The sequence below is a fragment of the Bacteroides sp. ET71 genome (genome assembly GCF_023336905.1).
Taxonomy (GTDB): Bacteria; Bacteroidota; Bacteroidia; order Bacteroidales; family Bacteroidaceae; genus Bacteroides.
In genome coordinates, this window is record NZ_JAMBLS010000002.1 from 153,643 (window position 1) to 175,029 (window position 21,387).

Annotated in this window: 17 protein-coding genes and 1 tRNA gene; 6 read left to right on the forward strand and 12 right to left on the reverse strand. The window is 51.9% G+C overall.

Annotated elements, in window-relative coordinates:
• Window position 1: 1 nt before the first annotated feature.
• The 12 genes from M3090_RS02050 to M3090_RS02105 all read right to left on the reverse strand — a co-directional run bounded on the left by M3090_RS02050 (window position 2) and on the right by M3090_RS02105 (window position 11,142).
• Window positions 2-1,465, reverse strand: a complete 1,464-nt coding sequence (locus M3090_RS02050) for an Mfa1 family fimbria major subunit (RefSeq protein WP_249053741.1) — start codon at window positions 1,463-1,465, stop codon at window positions 2-4.
• A 46-nt stretch (window positions 1,466-1,511) separates the two neighbouring features.
• Entirely contained in the window at window positions 1,512-2,591 is a 1,080-nt protein-coding gene (locus tag M3090_RS02055; protein WP_249053742.1) for a FimB/Mfa2 family fimbrial subunit, read from the reverse strand.
• Window positions 2,592-2,887: 296 nt separating this feature from the next.
• Window positions 2,888-4,747, reverse strand: coding sequence for an Mfa1 family fimbria major subunit (locus M3090_RS02060; RefSeq protein ID WP_249053743.1), 1,860 nt, complete (start codon window positions 4,745-4,747; stop codon window positions 2,888-2,890).
• Between the two features lie 211 nt (window positions 4,748-4,958).
• Complete coding sequence (locus tag M3090_RS02065) at window positions 4,959-5,267, reverse strand: addiction module toxin RelE (protein ID WP_410553157.1); 309 nt, start codon at window positions 5,265-5,267, stop codon at window positions 4,959-4,961.
• The gene (locus tag M3090_RS02070) at window positions 5,257-5,532 is read right to left on the reverse strand and encodes a hypothetical protein (RefSeq protein ID WP_249053744.1); all 276 of its coding nucleotides are present in this window, start codon (window positions 5,530-5,532) and stop codon (window positions 5,257-5,259) included. Before M3090_RS02070 ends, M3090_RS02065 begins: the two co-directional genes overlap by 11 nt.
• Before the next feature lie 132 nt (window positions 5,533-5,664).
• Window positions 5,665-7,074, reverse strand: a complete 1,410-nt coding sequence (locus M3090_RS02075; RefSeq protein WP_249053745.1) for a DUF3868 domain-containing protein — start codon at window positions 7,072-7,074, stop codon at window positions 5,665-5,667.
• Between the two features lie 23 nt (window positions 7,075-7,097).
• On the reverse strand, window positions 7,098-7,646 hold the full coding sequence (locus tag M3090_RS02080; protein WP_410553158.1) for a DUF3575 domain-containing protein: 549 nt from the start codon (window positions 7,644-7,646) through the stop codon (window positions 7,098-7,100).
• Between the two features lie 322 nt (window positions 7,647-7,968).
• Window positions 7,969-8,041, reverse strand: a tRNA-Trp gene (locus M3090_RS02085).
• An 84-nt stretch (window positions 8,042-8,125) separates the two neighbouring features.
• Window positions 8,126-8,701, reverse strand: coding sequence for a uracil-DNA glycosylase family protein (locus M3090_RS02090; RefSeq protein ID WP_249053747.1), 576 nt, complete (start codon window positions 8,699-8,701; stop codon window positions 8,126-8,128).
• Window positions 8,702-8,852: 151 nt separating this feature from the next.
• Window positions 8,853-9,632, reverse strand: a complete 780-nt coding sequence (locus M3090_RS02095; protein WP_249053748.1) for a TIGR03915 family putative DNA repair protein — start codon at window positions 9,630-9,632, stop codon at window positions 8,853-8,855.
• A complete protein-coding gene (locus M3090_RS02100; RefSeq protein ID WP_249053749.1) occupies window positions 9,629-10,891 on the reverse strand; it encodes a putative DNA modification/repair radical SAM protein in 1,263 nt (420 codons plus the stop codon). Before M3090_RS02100 ends, M3090_RS02095 begins: the two co-directional genes overlap by 4 nt.
• 74 nt (window positions 10,892-10,965) lie before the next feature.
• Window positions 10,966-11,142: a histone H1 gene (locus M3090_RS02105; protein ID WP_249053750.1), complete on the reverse strand. Its 177-nt coding sequence runs from the start codon at window positions 11,140-11,142 to the stop codon at window positions 10,966-10,968.
• A gap of 148 nt (window positions 11,143-11,290) precedes the next feature.
• Between M3090_RS02105 and M3090_RS02110 the strand changes: the two genes are divergently transcribed.
• The 6 genes from M3090_RS02110 (at window position 11,291) to M3090_RS02135 (ending at window position 21,387) form a co-directional block, all read left to right on the forward strand.
• Window positions 11,291-11,935 carry a helix-turn-helix domain-containing protein gene (locus M3090_RS02110; protein ID WP_249053751.1) on the forward strand — a complete coding sequence of 215 codons (645 nt, stop codon included), beginning with the start codon at window positions 11,291-11,293 and terminating at the stop codon, window positions 11,933-11,935.
• A 115-nt stretch (window positions 11,936-12,050) separates the two neighbouring features.
• Window positions 12,051-12,680: a hypothetical protein gene (locus M3090_RS02115; RefSeq protein ID WP_249053752.1), complete on the forward strand. Its 630-nt coding sequence runs from the start codon at window positions 12,051-12,053 to the stop codon at window positions 12,678-12,680.
• A 599-nt stretch (window positions 12,681-13,279) separates the two neighbouring features.
• Complete coding sequence (locus M3090_RS02120) at window positions 13,280-16,132, forward strand: TonB-dependent receptor (RefSeq protein WP_410553159.1); 2,853 nt, start codon at window positions 13,280-13,282, stop codon at window positions 16,130-16,132.
• Window positions 16,133-16,159: 27 nt separating this feature from the next.
• Window positions 16,160-17,425 carry a DUF4876 domain-containing protein gene (locus M3090_RS02125; RefSeq protein ID WP_410553164.1) on the forward strand — a complete coding sequence of 422 codons (1,266 nt, stop codon included), beginning with the start codon at window positions 16,160-16,162 and terminating at the stop codon, window positions 17,423-17,425.
• Between the two features lie 42 nt (window positions 17,426-17,467).
• The gene (locus M3090_RS02130) at window positions 17,468-19,024 is read left to right on the forward strand and encodes a DUF6850 family outer membrane beta-barrel protein (RefSeq protein WP_249053754.1); all 1,557 of its coding nucleotides are present in this window, start codon (window positions 17,468-17,470) and stop codon (window positions 19,022-19,024) included.
• Window positions 19,025-19,203: 179 nt separating this feature from the next.
• Window positions 19,204-21,387, forward strand: coding sequence for a HEAT repeat domain-containing protein (locus tag M3090_RS02135; protein WP_249053755.1), 2,184 nt, complete (start codon window positions 19,204-19,206; stop codon window positions 21,385-21,387).

Consider the following 21,387-nt stretch of genomic DNA (forward strand, 5'->3'; position numbering starts at 1 on the left):
TTCAATCCCACGTTATACTACCTTCTATCGTTTCTTCCCAATCACATACATACACGCGAATGTTTATATCACTCACTGTTTCCGGTTTGTCTCCCCCTATCCCACTAATAGAATTTACTTTCAACTGATACAGGTTATTCCGCACAATGGCATACTCCATCGGGCTGATGACATTCGGATTACCATCATCGGCATGGCGAATCCAATAGGTGTAGTAGCAGATGCCATCCTTATAGTAACTTACGCCATAAGTAGAATAATTATTTCCATCCAAATGTATATTGCCACCCATCGCTGTTTCAACATCGCTAAGTTTTTCATATATCTTTCCAGCATACGAATAAAAAGAAGTTCCTTCTTTCATTCCGTCAGGAGTATATCGTGCTTTAAATACTACACCAGTGCAGTATTTAGACATAGACTCTTCTACATATTGTACTGTTACGACATTCTCTTCCGTATAATCCAACGTATGATACTTACCATCTGCCGTTATGGACAACCAAGGAGAAGGTGTCACATTCATTATTCCGTCAAACTGCAACAAATAAATTCTATTATTCATCGCAATGGTCTGTGCATCCAAAACATAGTTAGAAGCGATCCCATCATCTGCAACTTTTTCATCGCCCAAATAAATTACTGGTTCAAGGTTTTGCACATTTTCACTGACACGTTTAAATACATAAGGCGAAGTTTCATGTTTATTCACCAAAGTAGCCTCTGTGATTACTACTTTATCATCGGGAGATTGAACAGGTTCATACGACGAGTTTATTAGATAGTCTACACGTGCCGCCAGACGCTCTACATTTACTGTTACTATTGAAGGATTATTCTGAGAATTACCGGCAAGAATCTCTATTTTATCTATTCCCGACCCCGCAGAAGCCATTAGGAAACACAATCCGTCGGTATCCTCAATTGCTTGCGTCACGCAGGCATCACGTAAGTCAGCCAGATTCGTAATATTGGATATAGTCTTATTACCCGCATTTGCTACCACCAATATTTCATATGTTTCTCCTACTCGTAAAGCATCTACTTCCGTAGGAGGAGTCAAATATCGTGTGATTGTCCCCGAAGGTTCCGGAGTCAAATTGTCAAAAAAAACTGAAACCAATTCTATATCAGCTGCAGTATCACTTGTATTAATACCTTTCCCATCTGTCGTTTGAAAGAAAAACACATTCAAATCATATACCTTGTTCTCATCCCCCGTGCCGGGTTGAGGGCCATCTCCATATTCTCCCGGCTTGGGCGAACCGATGGCACGCGACTGTGTCCCCCGGCTATCGGCGGCTGCCACGGAGATGCTCACATACACCCCGCTGCCCTCTTCCTCGTCCGGCGCAGGCAGGGAAAGCGTCTCACTGTCGGCACAAGCCTCCAACAAGAGAAGGAACAGCAAGGACAGCAGGCTGATGGATGAGAAAAAGATATGTTTCATTACCAATCTATTCACGTTAGAATCTCTGTTTTTAAACTAAAAAGCAGCGGAACCGCGCCTGTCACAACGATACGTTCTGCACGCGTTTGCTCCAGTCCAGCACACCGATGGAGACGTCGACATACTGCCACTCGCCGCCTTTCAGGAAGAAGGTCAGGCGGAAATCATAACCGCGGTCGAGGAACTCTTGCAGGCTGTAGCGCTGTATCTCGTCGTAGTTGCGCAACTGGCCCAGCAGGTTGCAGAGGTCGACATCTACCACGTCGTGTTCCGTGGCACGGTGACGGATGGTCAGACGGGCGTTTTCTTCCGGCAAATCGCTGGCATACAGACGAGAAGTCATGAAGGCGGCATGCGCCGTCTGCCCGGCAACAGTGGCCTGCGGCATGGCGGAAAGCGTCTGCTGGTCGTCATCGCCGGTGTTCCAAGTGGCGTATGGCGTATAGATGGCCGTGCGGCTGTCGGCCCCGGATACCAGGTCGGCAGCCTCGCGGTCATAAACTTGGAGGTCACGGTGGGTGATGGCAAAGTCATAATCGGCCACGTTCATGGTTTCGGGTTCGTCAATCTCGCGCATGGAAACGGTGATGGACTTCGTGTCGCGCATCAGCGAAAGGGTATGCTCCACATAGCGGTCGGCGGCCACGTAGACGGGTTCCGTGCTCACGGCATGCCACAGGGTGTCCAGCGGCTCTTGCTCGTTCTGCACCACGGCCCATCCGGCGTCCACTTCATCAGCTTCCAGCGACACGGCGAAGTCGTCCATCGCGTCGCCCGCCACCGGCGTTTCCCACACGAAGTTGGCGCCCGGGCCGGCCTGCACGCTCTCGAACGAACGCTGCTGCGCCAACGCCAGGAACTGGTAGTTGCCTTCGGGCAGGTCGATGTACATGCGGTAAGGCTGCGTGCGGCGGATGTCGGGGTCGATGTAGGAGGTGACAAACCGCCCTTGCTCGTCGTAGACAAACACGCCCACGCTGCCCACATGCTCCATCATGTCGGCACGTTGCAGGTTATAGTCATACTTGAAGGAAAGCCAGATGCCATGCTCGCAACCGTCCCGGTTCTCGTAAATCCAGTCGGAACACGAGGCCAACAGGCAGACCAGGCCCACGGCCGCACAAAATCTATGTAGGGTCACACTCATTTTCATCGCATTGATAAATATTCTTCCGGAAGCACCGCCCGCTTGGCAAACCGCCAAAGCCAGACTTGGCAAGCTGCCAAAGCCGGACTTGGCAAACTGCTGTATCCTAAGGAGGCAAACCGCCGCATACCAAGGAGGCGAACTGCCGCATACTAAGGAGGCGAACTGCCGCATAGCATAGGTGGGAGTCCACCACCCGGATAGGTGGGACACTGCCACCCGTTACCCCTACGGTCTGTCAAACGGACGGTACGGAAGAAACTGTTTGTTTGTTTTGTTTTACTGTTCGTTTAAAGGTCTACGCCCTGCTGACGCTTAGCCCAAGAGAGGACGTTGATTTCGGCACGAATGTAGCCTTCGGTGTCATCGTCGGATTCATCACCCGGAGTAACGATTTCGGGATCACCGGGTCCACTGATGCTTTGGACATTGATTTCGTACCAGTTGTTGCGTACCACGCCATAACGTCCCAGATGGTTCAACGAATGTGTATCACCCGTATTCCAGACAGCTTCCGTATCATTGAAATGCCTAATCAAAGCAGCATAGTAATAGCTTACCCCACTTTTGTAATACTTGATGGTACCTATTGCGTTCCAGATTGTCTCAGCCTGTTCATCCGTAAGTTCTGTGGATTCACTTATCTTAAACAAATCTTTCATTTCAGCAGCACTTTCATAAATTCCGCCATCAGCATCATCTTTCAATTGCAAATCTGGAGCAGAAGTGCTACCAAAAGCAGTTTCCTTTACATGATTAGCTATACCTTTTATTGTTTGTGCTGGATCCGAACTTGGAACAGTAATATCATTAACAGGATACTTGATTGGAGCTGTTCCACAAATAAAGAAATCACGAGCGCTCGGAGTTTCATTATCATAGAACTTAACTCTATATTCTGTTTTCAGCAATACACTTGTTGTACGATTCTCAACTTGCTGATTGTAATCCATCGTATTTTCCAAGCAATACAACGGATGGCTTTCCGCATCATGCTCGGCATCTTCTTCCCAAGTGGCAGGCTGATTAGTATTGGTATAAGTCGTAAAATCAGTTGCAACCGTGGTATTATCGCCCGTATAATTCCCATCTATGGCCCAATATATACGGTAATAGGTCTTATTACCTGCCATTGCAATAGTATTTGTTCCTACAAAGCGGGAAGCGTTATTACTATTGGCTGTATTCAGCCAGTCAGTAGAAGAGAATCCTGTAACGTCACGTACCAATTTCGTCGAGTTATTCGTTACATTCAATGTCCAGCCCGTAAGTTCAATGACATCTCCATTATAGACACTTTCATCATCGCCATCCGGAACGCTCGTGCTCACCGTGGCAACTTTGGTATATTCACTGTTGTTGTAAGTAAAACCTGTCAATGTGACCTTCGCTACTATGCGTTCTACATAGATACGGGCTGGATCAGTGTCAGCTTCAGCAGCCTCTTCTGTTTCATAAACCGTTACGGGCACTAAAGTTTTTGCTTTAGCATCGGTCAAATCTACATTCCCGGCAAGAGTAGACAAAGGCGCATTAACCATCATAAAAGCATTATAATTTGCACCTGTATAGTCCGTTAAAGTTTGGTTTTGAAGCTTGCTCTGTAAAGTGGCCAAAGTAGAAGTACCAACCGCTAAATTAGTCCCTCCAACGGTCAACACACCCGTTGTCTGATTTACAGATACAACAGCCACATTAGGATTCAAAATAACAAGAGCGTATAGTTGTTCATCATCCTCTACTAACGGAGCTTCCGTTGTTGATGTCACACGAGTAGATATCTGATCATCTGTCTGGTCATCCTGTTGTGTTAAGCCTTCCAGAGTATAAGCCTTTACAAATTTGGCATTTGCATCAGGATCAGTAGGCTCTGCCCCCTGAGCACCTTTAGCATCCTTAAAGAAAACAATGATTCCACTACTTACAGCATACTCATCCTCTAATCCATCATCCAGAATGTTAGAATCGTCAGCTTTCGTAACAGCTCCATTTGTCGTTGGCATATTAATAGCCACTTTCACATAACCCTCTCCCGTAGCAGGAGTATTGTTGCCCCCGCCATTGTCCATGCCGGAATCTTCCAGCGCATCGCTACATGCTGCGAACATACCAGCCGCCAGCATCATTGCTAAAAACTTAACTTTTTTCATACTCTCAATTATTAATAATTTGTTTGTTTTGCCTTATATCTTGTTTTAAAAATCGCTTCCTTTTCTCCTTCCGCCGTGCGTGGGAAAAACAACGTCCTCCCGCCCACGCTGCCATACGTGGAGGGGAGGACGGGAAATAATGTCTGCGCGTGTCTGCAATTCTATTCGTCGGCGATGCCAGCCCTTTCCTTGGCCAAGGCCAACAACTCGGCTATGCGGGCAGCAGGCAAAGACTCGCGTTCAGCCTTGTCATAGATGGCCACAGGGTGATGACTCCGTGCTCTTCATCTCTTTCATACACATAAGTGATGACACGCGCACCATGGCTCTTGCCACGGTTTTTGCTGGCAATAGACATGCGCACTTTGTGCACCCCGTTACCTAGGTCGACACCTGTAGTTGGGTTAGCTAACAAATCTGTTTGTAACTGCACCAAATCTTGCTTCAATGACTTATACTTCTTAGAAAGTCGTTTCACATCTTGCAAAAACCCTGGTTCGGCTATAATACTATAATTCATCGATAACTTCTTGCAGGGTTTTACGTTTTATTCCTTCCTTCCGTGCCCGGAACATCTCCGTAAACGCATCGAGCAACATTTCCTCCTGCTCTTCTTTAGTGATATACTCCACTTCTCCCTCTTTGGGGGCAGCCGTTTCCTTCACCGTCGACAATGCACGCTTCAAAGCGCTCTGTACTTTCTTAATCACACTGATGTCGTCCACCTCCAGCAGTTGCCGCAACAAGGCATCACGCTCCACGTACAGGTTTACATCCGTATTCATATTAACTTTGCTGTTTATCAGGTTTGTAATCTCCGGCAAAGTTACACATTATTTCCCGTTTTCCCACTAAGTCAAAGAGCGAATCTATTTTCATGCAGCAGACAGGACAATGCCTGTCCTGCCGACATACAATCAAAGAATCCGGGCGTTCGCCCCGGCAGCCTCCAGTCCCGCTTCGGCAGCCTCCAGCAGCAAAGGTTGCGCTTCGTCATAACGCCCTTGCAGGATGAGAGCCACGCCACGCGCATTCTGCGCCTCCGGGCTGTCGCCTGCCTTCCGCAAGAACGGAAGCGCTTGTTCGACCAAGCCGGCTTCCAACAGGGCATTGGCCGCATTCAGGTTGGCCACCGGCTCGTCGGGATAAAGACGCACCGCCACGTCGAACACTTGATTGAACTCACGGCTGCCAGGCTCGTAGGTCTGCGCCACAGCAAACATCTCCTGCAAACTCAAGTTCTGGGGGCGCGTGCGGATGACCCGTTTGGCCTCTTCCACATTAAAACCGCGCACAACGTAGTGTATGACGTAATTCGTACGACGCAAGCCTGGATAACACTCGCGCAACAACTGGGCGTACGCCTGTGGATGCTCGCGGCGCAGACGGGCTTCCTTGGCATCCGGTTCTTCCGAGCTGCCTATCAATGCCAATATCTCGTCTTTATTTTGCAAACCGGTCTGCTGCACATAGTCGCGCAGGCCTTCCCAGTTCTCCGGCTCATAATCCAGGTGGAACAAAGTGTCAGACAGCGCATAGCGGTCGGTCACGTAACGCTGCAAGGCCTTGGTGCGCCCTTTTGCCAGACGCGTATTCAGCGCATACGTCCCTTCGGGCGAAGCATAACCTTTCAGGTCGAAAGCAGTCACCCGCACATCCGGGTCGTTACGTACCGTATCTATTGAAGCATGGATTTTGGCCAGTTCGGCAGGATTGCGACGATAGTCCGGATAAATCTCTGTCCGGTTGACGGGGAAATCCAGGTAGGCAGTCCCCTGCAAGGCGCGTTCCTTCTGCGTTTCCGCTTCCGGAGTGACATAGGCCAAGTGCGGTCGGAAAGCCACATCGGCCTGCGCCACAGGTTCTTGCCGCATGTTCTGCACCTGTCCGCAACCACACAAGTCTTCGCTGACAGTCAGTTTGGCCTGATCCATCCACGGTTTATAGAGCAATGCCGTGCGATAAGCCACCGTCTGTCCGCCGTCTTTATCTTTTTTCACCACGTGCAACGGATTGTCAGCATAAGTCAGCTCGCCGTTCCGCTCGTAGTACAAGTGGCGGCGACGCCCCATCACCTCAACAGCAGGCAACCATTGCTTGCCCGCCGTGGCAACCAGCAACGGCTGTAACACAACCGAACGGTTGGAGCGTACCTCCATGCTGTCCAACACGATATCCATGCTCACCACCACACTGTCGCGCACACGGTCGATATCAATCCGGCTGACACGTGCACCGCTCTGCAACGCCTGTGCACATACCTGCCCCGGTATTATATAAATAATGTGTAATCCAAGAAAAGCCAGTATAGAAAGCAAAGTCTTCATATCTCAAATCTCCCCGCTAATGATTAGAACACATAAATCAAGTTGATGGCAGCCTTTGTCGGGCCAAAATAATGGTGAGGCTTATCATCCTCCAACTTGTCACCACAACGCGGACATTCATACTTGTCAGACTGCGTATAAATATAGCCTATGCCTATTTCCGCTTCCAGACTCCAATGCCTGCTCAGCATCCAGTGGTAACCATATGCCAAGCCCACTCCGGCCATCCATCCTTCGAAACGGTGGTCTTTCAACTGGCCGAAATCCGTGCCCAGCAGTTTGAAATCGGCATTCACGTTGCCCACATTATAGACGCCTCCCAGGACATGTGCCCCCAGAAAGCTTCCATTGAAGCGTTCGCACAGCCAATAACGTACCTCGGGCTGCACCAACCAATGCCTCCATTTCTTGTTTTCACTAAAATTCCATGCGTTCAAATTACCCGACAAATCAATTGTCCATCGGGGTGCCACACCGAACTCCACCCCCAGATTAACGGTGGCAGTGGCATCATACAAAAGATTGGTTTTCACTGCTGCTTGTTGTGCCTTAGCAGGCAGGAAAAAACACATACAGCATATTATCCATGCATATTGTCTCATTCCTCTATATAAAATAGGTGTTCGTTTGTTTTGTTTTTCTAACCTTCTCTTCCAGAAGTTTCCGCAAAAATACGCAAAAATGTTTTACTAACAAGAATCCCTCAATAAAAAAAGAACAGAAAGTTACGTTATAAATCCTTAAAAGACCAGCTATGCCGAAGAACTGCCCTATTTTGCAAAATCACCAAAGAATCACGGAAAACAGACTGAAGTTAACCAACCCTTGCCCACCCCCAACGGGACATAAATCAAAAAGCCGCCATAAATCATGATTTATGGCGGCTTTTGACAGCACGGGAGGAGAGGCTCGAACTCCCGACACCCGGTTTTGGAGACCGGTGCTCTACCAACTGAGCTACTCCCGTATTTGCGGCTGCAAAGGTAATGCAAAGTTTTAAATCCGCAAGGCTTTTACCGCTTTTTTTGCCGAAAACCGGCAGGCCGAAGATTTATAACAGGCCTAATTCACGATACATGACACGATAAGCGGCCGCTTTTTTATCTAAAGACAAAGGATAGGCACGCGAAGACGAAGGCATACGATAGAGACGCAAGGGACGTCCATCGAAAGCAAACCCGACAAAATCTCCTACTTTGGGCTTTTCCAGCGAGAACTGCGTACAGAGAGTTTCGGTAGCCTTTTCGCCCGTCGTGACTATCGCCCGACAAAGGGGCAGACGCCGTAAAAGCGATGCCACATCGGTAGGCGTGACAACTTCCAAGAACTTGTCAGACGCATTGTCCTGCAAGCGACGGACAGCCGAAGCCGTGTCATACAAGGCAATGCCTTTTTCTTGCAGAAAGGCTTCCAGACGCTCTTTGCAGAAAGCCTTGCGCCCTGCGTCTACAAAATAATCTTTATCTGCAAAAAATAATAAACCAACGATACGCCACATGTCATTGTTCCAATTCGGGTAATAAAAATCCATCGACCAACGTTTGCGCTGAGGTGGGAAGCTGCCCAGCATCAGCAAACGTGCATGGGCAGGCAAAAAAGGTACAAGAGGGTGTTGTTCTATTTCCATTGTTATCATTAAAAAACAGGCGGACACAGGCCGCCCCAAAATTAGGCTTTCTTCGTACTTTATTCGTCTCTTTAGATTCGAAACAAATACGAACTTGGTACGAATTTGGTACGAAGCTGAAACTTTCTTCCGGTGAAAGGCACTACAAGCATCAGTCTCCTTGTTTCTCTGTCAAAAATTTCCAATAACGCACAGGCATATCGGCACGTTGCTTGCGTGGATTGGCCCGCTCGCGGATGCAAATGGCTTTAAAGTAGGTTTTCCACAACGACTGGAATAACCGCTCGTCTTCGGCCATCAGAGCACTGTCCAGTTTACCGTCCACCAGATGACGAGGCAATCCGTCAGATTCGTCAAACGTGATGCGCCGGACTTCTTTCCGGTCATAGTAAAAGCCATAAGTCCGTCCTACGTCGTAAATCACCCAAGGCTGGTCGGCAAAGCGGTCGCGAAAATGAGACACGATAAGCGGAAGAGCATTCTTCTCCGGCTCTACGGCAGCAAAATAAACGCCGTCGGCCGCTTTCTGGAAACGGATGAATTGCAACAAGCGTGTCCGTTCACGCTCTACACGCTGCCACATGCGGGTAAAGGCCAACACGTCGGCATCGCCAAAGTCTGTCTCTATGCTGCGGGAAGTGTCGATGACCTTGCGGATGAAGCGGAACAGGACGATGGGCGTATCCACTTCTTCGGCCAACCAACAGCCGGCTACGCAGCGCATGGCTGTCGATGACAACTTGCGGCCCAGACCTTGCCATACACGGGAAGCCTTGGCTTCATCAGTGACGACAGTCAGAAGCTCTTCGCAAAACAAAGGAAGCACCGCCCCTTCCGGCACGAGAATGTCGGGAAAGGTGTGGCGGGCATAGGCTTCGAAGACTGCCGTCAGCAGCCCTTCCAATGTATTATCGAAACGAAATGCTGTCATTCTGAAAAATCAAAACACAATTGACGTTCATCTTCCGATTTCTTTTTCTTTGGTGCAAGGAGCTGGACAATCCCTTGTGGTGTCAGCTCATGGATGGTCTGCACTGGCAATTCTCGACAAGTAATGAAATAGCGTGCCCGTTTCAAGACAACTCCCATCTGCTTCAATTGATAGGTGCCCAAGCGGGAGAAACGGCGTGAGGCCACAATGAGACGAGCAGACTTGACACCGATGCCCGGCACCCGAAGCAACATCTCGTAGTCCGCCGTATTGACGTCTACCGGGAAATATTCAGGATGACGCAACGCCCAGCCTAATTTGGGATCGAAGTCCAAGCTCAGATTGGGATGTGCACTATCTACGATTTCATCTACCGTGAAGTGATAATAACGCAAAAGCCAGTCTGCCTGGTACAAGCGGTTCTCACGCACCAAGGGAGGTTGTTTCAGGGCAGGCAGGCGTGTGTCGTAAGCATTGACAGGGATATAGCCGGAATAGTAAACGCGCTTCATGGTGGAACGCCGATAGAGTGCGGACGAGAGTTGCAGGATGTCCTGGTCGGTCTCGGACGTGGCACCGACTATCATCTGCGTGCTTTGCCCGGCAGGTACAAAACGGGGAGCATGACGAAAATGCTTGCGTTCTTCCGCACTTTGCAAGACTCCTTGCTGGATATAGCGCATGGGAGCGAACACGCTCTGATGGTCTTTCTCGGGAGCCAAGCGTTTCAGGTTTTCTTCTGTGGGAATTTCTATATTCACGCTCATGCGGTCGGCATAAAGCCCCGCTTCGTTTACCAGTTCCCGGCTGGCTCCGGGAATGCTCTTCAGATGAATGTATCCGTTGAAACGATGCACGGTACGCAAGTCTTTGGCAACACGCACCAGACGCTCCATCGTATAATCGGCATCGCGCACCACTCCGCTGCTCACGAAAAGCCCCTCGATGTAGTTACGCCGATAGAACTCCATGGTCAGCTCCACCAACTCGCTGACCGAAAAGGTGGCACGCGGGATGTCGTTCGTCCGGCGGTTGATACAATAGGCACAATCGTAGATACAATAGTTGGTCAGCATGATTTTCAATAGCGAGATGCAGCGCCCGTCGTCCGCAAAGCTGTGGCAGATGCCCCACCCTCCTACCGTGTTGCCCAGCATGCCGGCCTTGTTGCGGCGCACAGTGCCACTGGAAGAGCACGACACATCATACTTGGCCGACTCTGCCAATATCTTCAGTTTACTTAAAACCTTTTCGTTCATAGGAGGAAGAATGGGACAAAAAAAGACTACCTGACGGCAGTCTTTTTTACACACGAATCAGAGCTATGTCTGGTTTACTGCTTAGACGCTTCCAAGGATGCTTTGCGGAACTCTTTCATCGTTTTCTCAATTTCCAACGATGCCTTGCGGGCACGAGTGCCGGCAGCTTTGTTCCCATTTTCCAACTGAGCCTTGGCGTCTTTCTCAAAATCAGCATACAATGCTGCAACTTTTTCAATCAGTTCTTTCATAATCCTTTTGTATTACTTCATTTATAATGCATGGCAAAAATACAGTCTTTCCTGAAATAAATGCAGAAAAAGGATATTTTTTTTGAAAAGCGACGGCTTTTTTTAGGGAAAATAAGCATTTCCCTGTTTTTTACCTACTTTTGCAGCCATGAAATCGACTACAAATACTGATTACATACATGCACTGATAGCTGAAGGAGAACACCAACAGCAGGATTTCAAATTCGAGATTTCGGATGCACGCAAGATTGCAAAGACGTTATCGGCATTTGCCAATACCAGCGGGGGACGCTTGCTGATAGGTGTGAAAGACAATGGCAAGATTGCGGGAGTACGCTCGGCCGAAGAAGAATATATGATTGAAGCAGCCGCGCAGATGTATTGTATCCCGAAAGCAGTGTGTGAAATGCAGACGTACCAGGTGGAAGGAAGAAGCATATTGCTGGTCGACGTCAAAGAAAACCGGCAAAAGCCCGTCTATGCCATCGACGAGGAAGGACGGAAATGGGCTTATATCCGCATAGCGGATGAGAACATCCTTGCTACCCCTATCCACTTGCGCATCTGGCAGCAGAATGGAAACCCGGACGGAGAGCTGACAACGTTTACCGAGCGGGAACAGTCGTTGCTGAAGTTGCTGGAAGAGCATGATAACTTGTCGTTGAATCGATACTGCCGCTTAGCCCATCTCCCGAGGCGGGCAGCCGAACACTTGCTGGCCAAACTGGTGCGCTATGGTATCATCGAACTGGTTTTCGAAGGACATAAATTTTATTTCCGGCTGAAAAGATAGACGTCTTGTGGCAAGATTGCAAAAAATGACTTATTTTTGCACACGTAAACGGCTCTGCCGACTAAGAAGAAGCCCGTTTCACATCATCCATATTATTAATGTATAGCAAACCGTTATGGGTATCATAGCCAGATTATTCAACAAAAACAAAGAACAAGCTTCCGCCAAAGGCGTGGAAGACTTTATCTCGCTGACACGCGTGTATTTCCAGTCTGTAATAGCTGTCAACCTGGGCATCACCAACATCCGCTTTATCCCGGACGTGGCCAATTTCAAGCGCTTGTTCAAGATTCCGACTCAAGGAGGACGGCTGGGCCTGGCCGAAAAGTCTGCTTCGCGCAAGATGTTGATAAACGACTACGGCATCAGCGAGGATTTCTTCAAAGAAATAGACACATCGGTAAAGAAACACTGCCGCACGCAGAACGACGTACAGTCGTACCTCTTCATGTACCAGGGGTTCTCTAACGACCTTATCATGCTGATGGGTAACCTGATGCAGTGGAAATTCCGCATCCCCTCCGTCTTCAAAGGAGCCTTGCGCACCATGATACAGAAGACCATGCACGATGTGTGCACGAAAACCGTCTGGAAGAAAGACGACGTGCACAAGACGGCCATGGCAGTGCGCCAATACAAAGAGCGCTTAGGCTATTCCGAGGCATGGATGTCGGAATATGTCTACAACATCATCATGCTGGCCAAAAAGGAACCTCGCCACAAACAGGAGGAGGAAAAGAAGTAAGCTGAAACCGGCCCCCACAGAGGATGCGTTTCGCGGGAAAGGAGGCCGATTGCCTTTCTTTCGCAGAGCCTTGCCTTCTCCGAGGAAGAGCCGCCCTTTTTCCGAAGAAGAGCCATGCTTTCTCCGGACAACGAGCCGGACATGATAGAAAAACAGAAAAGAACCAGAAACGGCTGCTCCAGTTGAATGCTGAAGCAGCCGTTTTTGCATCTGCCGACTGCATCCCCATGAGTAGGTATCTTTCGCCATTCCTTTCTCCCGACCACACCACTTCCGTCCGGCAACTTTTTCCCGTCTCCTTTCTGCACGTATTTTTCCTTCTTTCTCCTCCACCTTCATTTTTCCACACCGCAAGCAAAATCTCAAAACGGCTCTACACGCCTTCTGACAAAGCTTAAAGAAAGTTTCGCCGAAAACAGCCTATAAAAAGTAACAATTTGCTTGCACTTTCATCAGGCAATTGATATATTTGCAATCGAAATAAAATTTTACCTAAGCTTAACGCATTGTTTATACACATCAAATAAGCAAAAAGAAAGAGAAAGGATACTAACAAATAGGTATTTTTATTTCACGCTGATTAACCCTAACAAGTAAATATGATGTTAAAAAAGATCGTTTCAGTCGCAAAAAAGACAAGCCTCTGCTTCTGCTTGCTCGGCCTGGCTGCTGTACAACTCCAAGCCCAATCGCCTAGCAACGTAAAGGTGCATGGCACGGTGTATGACGCCGAGCAGCGGGGCAACACTCCGCTGGACTTCGTCTCTGTCGCCTTCCCCGATTATGCCATCGGTACCACCACAGACGCCAACGGACATTACTCGCTGAGCAACATTCCCCTCGGCAAAGCCCGCATGAGGGTAACTTATCTGGGCAAACTGCCCATCGACACCTTAGTGAACGTGACGCAAGACATGCGCCTGGACTTCAGTCTGCATGACGAAAACTTTAAGATTAAAGAGATTGTAGTGACGGCTACCTCGAACGAGGCAGGCAAGGCCACTTCGTCCTCTATCTCACGCACTGCCATGGACCACCTGCAAGCGACAAGCCTGAGCGACCTGATGTCACTGCTGCCCGGCGGTCTGTCTACCAATCCCAGCCTGAACTCGGCGCAGCAAATCAACATCCGCCAAGTCAGTTCCGTCACCGCCAACGAAGACCTGAACGGGCTGGGCACTGCCATCATCCGCGACGGGGCACCCATCTCGAACAACGCTAACCTCTCGTCGTTGAACCCCACCGTGGCCGGTTCGGCATCCGCATTGGCGGGAGGAGCTTCGCCCAGCGGCGGCACCGACGTGCGCAGCATCTCGACGGAAAACATCGAATCTGTGGAAGTTATCCGCGGCATACCCTCGGTGGAATACGGCGACCTGACCTCGGGCGCCGTCATCATCCGTACCAAAGCCGGACGTGAGCCTCTGCGCATCAAGGCCAAAGCCAATCCCAACGTCTACCAGGCATCCATGGGCACCGGCTTCGACCTGGGCGGACGCAAGGGCGCGCTGAACGTCAGCGCCGACTACGCCTACAACATTAACGACCCGCGTGCCTCCTACCAGCACTACCAACGTGCCACCGCCCGTGTGCTCTATTCGAACGTATTCTTCAACAACAAGCTGCGCAGCAACACTTCGTTGGACTTCACCTACGGTAAGGACACCCGCGACCGCAATCCCGACGACGAGCGCACGCAGACCGCCTCGGACGGACGCGATGCCGGATTTACCTTCAACACCAACGGCACTTGGAACATCAACCACGGCTGGTTGCAGAACCTGCGCTACGTCGCCTCGGCCACCTATACGGACAAGAGCAGTTTCTACGAGCAAGTCTACTCACAGGCCAACTCCTACTACTCGATGACCACCACCGACGGAGCCATCCTGTCCAACACGGCCGGGCAACACCTCTACGATGCCGACGGCAATGAAATTACCCACTTCGGCGACGCCGACGCCCAACACTACGCCCAATACCTGCCCGCCAGCTACAAGGGCCGTTACGACATCGACAGCAAGGAAATCAACATCTACGCCAAACTGACGGCCAACCTCTTCAAACGCTCGGGCAATATCTACAACCGCATCCTCTTCGGCGCAGACTTCAAGAGCGACGGCAACCGGGGCGACGGCAAAACCTTCTCGCCCAACACGCCGCCCTACCGCAACCTGAACCAGAAGAACGCCAGCTTCCGTCCCCGCGCCTACAAGGACATCCCTTTCATCAACCAAGTGGGCGCCTTTGCGGAAGAGAATTTCAACTGGCAAATAGGCGAGCGCAACTTCACCCTGCAAGCCGGCGTGCGCTACGACCACGTGTCCGTGGCCGGAGGAGCCTTTTCGCCCCGCGCCAATGCCTCGTTCGACATCATTCCACACCACCTGACCATCCGCGGAGGCTACGGTATCACGGCCAAGATGCCTACCCTGCTTTATCTTTATCCGGAGAAAGCCTACTTTGAATATGCCAACCTCAACGAACTGGCCAACGAAGCCATCCCCGAAGACGAACGCCTGCTCATCACAACCACCCGAGTATTCGACGTGCAGAACCGCGACCTGAAGATAGCCAAGAACCACAAGGCCGAGGTGGGCTTCGACCTCCGCTGGGGGCAGATGCGCCTGGGGGTCACCGCCTATCAGGAAAAGCTAAAGAACGGCTATTCGCTGGGGCAGGACTTCACGACTTTCCGCCCTGTGAACTACGACGTGTACGAACGCAATGAAGACAACCAGTTGGTTCTGTCCGGCAGCTATCCCGTATTGGCCGACTATTACAAGCCGGGCAACAACCGCTTCATCACCAACCGGGGCATTGAGTTCGACCTCGACTTGGGACGCATCGACGCCATCCGCACCGCCTTCAGCCTGACCGGAGCCTGGATGCGCACCGAAAGTTGGAACAACAGCTACGTATTCTACGACGAGAGTGGCAGTGCCGCCGAGGGGCGCACCGACGTGGCCATCTATGCCCCGGGCAGTTCCAAACGGCACGACCAGCAGTTTGCCACGACCCTACGCGCCACACACAACATCCCCAGCATCGGATTCGTAGTCACCCTGTCCGCGCAAGCCGTCTGGCAAGAAGCCAACTGGACGACGTATGGCAACGACTCCATACCACTGGGTTACCTCTCTGTACAAGACGCCTCTGTCCACATGTTCGAACCTGGACAGTTCACCACACGCGACGAAGTGTCCGAGGCCGGCTACGACTACCTGCTGCGCAACGTCAGCCACAATGCAGGCATCAAAGAGTCCTACTCGCCCTATTTCAACTTCAACATTAACGTGACGAAAGAAATCAGCGACAACTTCCGCGTCTCCTTCTTCGCCAACAACATGTTCCGGAGCTACCCGCGCCGCGAGTCGAAACGCAACCCCGGCGACTTTACGACGCTGAACAACCGCTTCTTTTTCGGACTGGAACTGTCACTAACCCTTTAACTACGCAGAAACGACATGAACAAATATATGAAATGGCTGTTGGTTACCGCATGGATGGTGGCCTCCAGCGCTTGTGAAGACTTCAGGGATGCCAACCAGGCAGACACGGTGGCGTCCATTCGGGCAAACGTCACCCTGACCTTGGCCGTGGAAAACGTGGCATCGACGCAAGACTTCGTTGTGAAGTTCGACAACTACGATGAGAACCTGCACATCAGCGAAGAGTGTAACGGCACGGAAAGCGTAACGATAGAAGGCCTTATCCCCGGCATCTATACCGTCACCGTGTCAGGCACCGTATTCGACACAGAGGGCGACGAGTATTACGTCAACGGCAATGTCGTGAACCAAGCCATCCTCCAAGACGACACGTCCTTGGACATCACCGTCCAAGGGTTGAAGGTCAGCCCGTTGGTGCTGAAGGAAATCTATTATGCCGGCAGCCGAACGCCCACGAACGGAGTTTACTTCCGCGACCAATTCTATGAGATATACAACAACTCTGCCCAGACGCAATACTTGGACGGGGTTTACTTCGCCAACCTGGTCCCGGGCAAGTCTTCCACCACCCTGCCCGTCTGGCCCGAAAGCGACGGCAACAATTATGCCTATGCCGAACGTGTCTGGCGTATTCCCGGCAACGGGACAGACTATCCGCTGGAGCCGGGCGAATCGTGCGTCATCTCGCAGTTCGCCGCCAACCACCAGTTGGAGATATACAACCCGAACTCGCCCATCGACGGCAGCATCTCGGAATTTGAGTTCAACATGAACAACGCCACTTATCCGGACCAGCCGGCAGTGGACATGATACACATCTTCTACAACGGTCTGGCAAGTATGGGCAGCATCCCGCAGTACCTGACATCGGTGTTCGGCCCCGCCATCGTCATCTTCCGCGTCCCCGAAGGCGATAACTACGACCCCGTGAACGACCCGAACTTGAAGACGACCGACCTGAGCAAGCCGAACAGTTCGACCTATTATGCCAAGATACCCATCAGCTACGTGCTGGATGCCGTGGAGTGCATAGATAACGCCACGGCCGTCAACGCCAAGCGCGTACCCGCCGCCTTGGATGCCGGAATGACCTACGTCGGTTCGACCTACTGCGGGCTGAGCGTGGCGCGGAAGCCCCTGACGGACGAGAACGGCGAATATATGTACAACGCCGTGGGAGCGTTGATGTTCCAAGACACGAACAACAGCACGGACGACTTCGAGGGTGGAGTGGTGCCGATGATCCGCCGGTACGACACAGGAATGCCTGCCTGGAACCATACATTGCAATAACCGAAGGAGATGACCCAAACAATAAAGAATAACATGATACGAATGATGAACAAGATAACGAAGAAGCTGCTGGCCTGCGCCATCGTCTGCGCCGGATGCAGCACGCAGGCCATAGCCCAAGGCTGGACGCCGGCCGGCATGGAATGGTTGAAGGAACAACGGCTGTGGTTCCAGTCGCAAAATGCGGCCGGCACGGTGTTCGACAACACAGACAATTACTCGGACGTGAAACTGAACTACCAACGGACGGGCGGCAACTTTGCCCGCCCGCAAGAGGGGGCGGACGAGCAGAGCATCGGCGTGAGCAGCGAGGGTTTCCTGAACTTGGACGACGCCTACGTGTGGGGCGCTTTCAGCTTCAGGCAAGAAAACAAGTGGGATGCGGGCTACAACGCTTCCATCACCGACCCCTTCCGCGGCATGCCTTACTACGTGGCGGACAAGTATCTGAGCGACTGGCGCAACCAGTATTACGACCTGAGCTTCCGGGCTGCCACGCCGTTGTATTGGAACCGCGTGGCCTTTGGAATAGAAGGGACATACCAGGCGTCATTGGCCGCCAAGCAGCGTGACCCGCGCGTGGACACCCGCTTCTACAATTTGGAGCTGAAACCCGGCGTGACCTACGCCATCAACCCACGCCACCGAGTGGGCGCAAACTTCATATATGCCTCCATCAAGGAAGACTCGCGCATGAGCAACAGCGACTCTTACACTGACCAGGACTATTACGAGTTGTATGGCCTCGGCGTGGCGGTGGCCGGCATCGGCTCGGGACGCACCACGAACTACCACGGCGACAAGGTGGGGGCAGCGGTGCAATACGGCTTCTCCTGCCCTACGGTCGACCTGCTGCTGGAGGGCAGCTACACGATGAAGGTGGAGAATGTCGAGGTGTCCTACACATCGCCCAAGAAAGATGCGGCCGTCAACGACCAGACCGTGCAGGCAGCCGTGAGCCTCATCGAACGCGGGGAACGTACGTCGCACTCCTTCCGCCTGGGCTACACCTACCGGCACATCGACGGCATACAGTACATCAGCCAGCGCGACAACAGCGAAGCGATGACGGGATGGATAGCATTGTATCACAACGTGCGTTCGACGTATGAGACGAATGCAGTCGACGTGCGTTACGCCATCATCCGCCCCAGAGGCGAGGAATATGACTGGCGGGTTGACCTGGCAGGACGTTATGAGAAGCAAAACGACACGTACCTGATGCCCCGCTCGACCAAGAACCACGAGAACCTGTATGTCGAAGCCTGTGGCAAGAAGAACTTCGTGCTGGGGCAAAAGCTGACCCGCCGCCTGCTGGTGGAGGCCCATGCCGCGTATAACAAAAACCTGAACGGAGGCTACCACTACGGAGGCTCGAACGCCGACTACGTGACGGTGACGGAGATGGAGACGCTCGACGCGCTCTACCTCACCTCGGACTACTACCGCCTGGGACTGAGTGCCACCTATTCGCAGCAGCTCAAGGAACACAGCCACACGCATCTCTTCGCCAAGGCTGCCTTCGACTACACCCATGCGCAGGAAGACCGGTTCAGCCACCGCAGCGTGCTGTCCGTCAGCCTGGGATGCAACTTCTAAAGAACCAAGTTTTTGGGTATCCGAGATTCCGAAACAATCTCGGATACCCATCTGCAACAATCGTAGATAGTAATCTACAACACTTGTAGATACTAATCTACAACATTCGTAGATACTAAGCTACAACATTTGTAGATACTAAGCTACAACAGCCATAACTTATTATACAAACAATCTTCATGAAAGTAGTAAAAACCATCACAACGGTCGGCCTGCTATGCTTCGCCTTAGGCGTCACGGCACAAACCATCATCCGGCCGGAAAACCAGGGCAAAAGCCCTACCTTCGCCATCTTCACCGACGAGCAGACCTGGCAACACTGCCGCGAAGAGCTGGAAGCCTATCGCGACGTGCTGGGCGAAGAACAACTGCCGACCTACATCATCTACAACAACTGGCAACGCCCGGAGGAAGTGAAAAACCTCATCTGCAAGCTGCACCGCCGCAACAGGCTGGAAGGAGCCGTCTTCGTGGGCGACATCCCCATCCCTATGATACGCAAGGCGCAACACCTGACCTCGGCGTTCAAGATGGACGAAACCGTCGACCGCCGCGAATCATCCGTGCCCAGCGACCGTTTCTACGACGACCTGCACCTCGAGTTCGAACCCTTGGGGCAAGACTCGCTCAACCCGCAGTTCTTCTACTACAACCTCGACGTGCACTCGCCCCAACACATCCGTTGCGACATCTACACAGGGCGCATCAAACCCGTGGCCGACGGCACAGACCCCTACGAGCAAATCAGCCGCTACCTGCGTAAAGCCGTACACGAGCACCGCACGCCCAATGCCCTCGACCAGTTCTTCTCCTACACCGGCCACGGCTCCTACTCCAACTCACTGACCGCCTGGATCATGGAGCCCTTCACCCTACGCGAGCAGATGCCGGGCATATTCGATCGCAACGGCCGCGCCCGCTTCATGCGCTTCAACATGTACGACTATCCCAAAGACGAAGTAAGCCACATGCTGCGGCGCGAAGACCTCGACCTGGCCATCTTCCACGAACACGGCACGCCCGACCGCCAATACCTGTCCGGCAATCCATCCACCCACGACACAGAGGGACACATTCGCGCCATGCAGGCCGACCGCCGATACTACGCCCGCACCTGGACGAAAGACACCGAAAGCCTCCGGAAAGCCTACCGCCAACTGGACACCGACTATGGCCTGGACTCCACCTGGTTCGCCCGCTACAACGACCCAACCCAAACAGCCCAAGACTCATTGGACGACCTCCGCACAGGCCTCGTACTGACAGACATCAGCCGCATAGCCCCCAACGTGCGCATGGTCATCTTCGACGCCTGCTACAACGGAGATTTCCGTGAAGACGACTACATCGCCGGACGATACATCTTCTCACAAGGCCGCAGCGTCGTGGCATTTGCCAACAGCGTCAACGTCTTGCAAGACAAGCAAGCCAACGAACTGCTGGGACTGCTCGGCATGGGAGCCCGCGTGGGCCAGTGGGCACAACTGACCAACATACTGGAATCACACGTCATCGGCGACCCCACCCTGCGCTTCACCTCCTTCACCCCTGACGTGGACGGCACCGACCTGTGCAACCGCCCCTACAAGGAACAAGAAATGCTCGACCTCCTGGCATCTCCCTACGCCGACGTACAAAACCTGGCCCTACATCGCCTGTACAGACATGGATACCCAGGCATCTCACAGCTCTTGCGCCAGAAGTTCCAGACCTCTCCCCAGGCCACGGTCCGTTACACCTGTCTAGCACTGCTGGAAAAACTGGGTGATGAAAACTTCTGCGACATACTCATCCCCGCCCTCACAGACGCCAACGAATTTATCCGCCGCACCGCCGTGCGCAAAATGGCAGCCGTAGGCCGCAACGACTACGTCCCCCATCTCATAAAAGCCTACATCGAAGACCATCACTCCGTACGCCTGGCCTTCAACATACAGTTGGCTCTTTATGTATTCGACGAACAACCCGTACGACAAGCCATCGACAGTGTCTTGCAGCACTCCTACGTCATAGACAAAGAAAAATTCCGCCAAGAACTGCTGTCAGCCTATAAACAAAGGACCTCGTCGGACAATGCCATCATAGGCAAACAAGAAAAAGAACGCTGGCGGATACTCTACATCAGTTCCCTGCGCAACTATCCCATCCACGGGTCTGTCGGAGACTACTTGCGCATCCTGCAAGACCCGAAGGAATCAGAAGAGCTGAAAATAGCCATGCTGCAAGCACTGGCATGGTACAGGCTGTCGCGGAAAAGACAAAACATAGCCCAAGCATGCCGTCGGCTACAACGAGACAAACACGCTTCTCCTGCCGTACGTACGGAAGCAGAACGAACTTATTACAGACTGATAAACGAATAA

Coding starts and splice junctions, on each gene's coding strand:
- M3090_RS02125 (WP_410553164.1), top strand. CDS start 16,160: ATGAAATGGCTGTTGGTTACCGCATGGATGGTGGCCTCCAGCGCTTGT.
- M3090_RS02120 (WP_410553159.1), top strand. CDS start 13,280: ATGATGTTAAAAAAGATCGTTTCAGTCGCAAAAAAGACAAGCCTCTGC.
- M3090_RS02060 (WP_249053743.1), bottom strand. CDS start 4,747: ATGAAAAAAGTTAAGTTTTTAGCAATGATGCTGGCGGCTGGTATGTTC.
- M3090_RS02065 (WP_410553157.1), bottom strand. CDS start 5,267: ATGAATTATAGTATTATAGCCGAACCAGGGTTTTTGCAAGATGTGAAA.
- M3090_RS02135 (WP_249053755.1), top strand. CDS start 19,204: ATGAAAGTAGTAAAAACCATCACAACGGTCGGCCTGCTATGCTTCGCC.
- M3090_RS02090 (WP_249053747.1), bottom strand. CDS start 8,701: ATGGAAATAGAACAACACCCTCTTGTACCTTTTTTGCCTGCCCATGCA.
- M3090_RS02075 (WP_249053745.1), bottom strand. CDS start 7,074: ATGAAGACTTTGCTTTCTATACTGGCTTTTCTTGGATTACACATTATT.
- M3090_RS02100 (WP_249053749.1), bottom strand. CDS start 10,891: ATGAACGAAAAGGTTTTAAGTAAACTGAAGATATTGGCAGAGTCGGCC.
- M3090_RS02130 (WP_249053754.1), top strand. CDS start 17,468: ATGATGAACAAGATAACGAAGAAGCTGCTGGCCTGCGCCATCGTCTGC.
- M3090_RS02095 (WP_249053748.1), bottom strand. CDS start 9,632: ATGACAGCATTTCGTTTCGATAATACATTGGAAGGGCTGCTGACGGCA.
- M3090_RS02070 (WP_249053744.1), bottom strand. CDS start 5,532: ATGAATACGGATGTAAACCTGTACGTGGAGCGTGATGCCTTGTTGCGG.
- M3090_RS02080 (WP_410553158.1), bottom strand. CDS start 7,646: ATGTGTTTTTTCCTGCCTGCTAAGGCACAACAAGCAGCAGTGAAAACC.
- M3090_RS02115 (WP_249053752.1), top strand. CDS start 12,051: ATGGGTATCATAGCCAGATTATTCAACAAAAACAAAGAACAAGCTTCC.
- M3090_RS02110 (WP_249053751.1), top strand. CDS start 11,291: ATGAAATCGACTACAAATACTGATTACATACATGCACTGATAGCTGAA.
- M3090_RS02105 (WP_249053750.1), bottom strand. CDS start 11,142: ATGAAAGAACTGATTGAAAAAGTTGCAGCATTGTATGCTGATTTTGAG.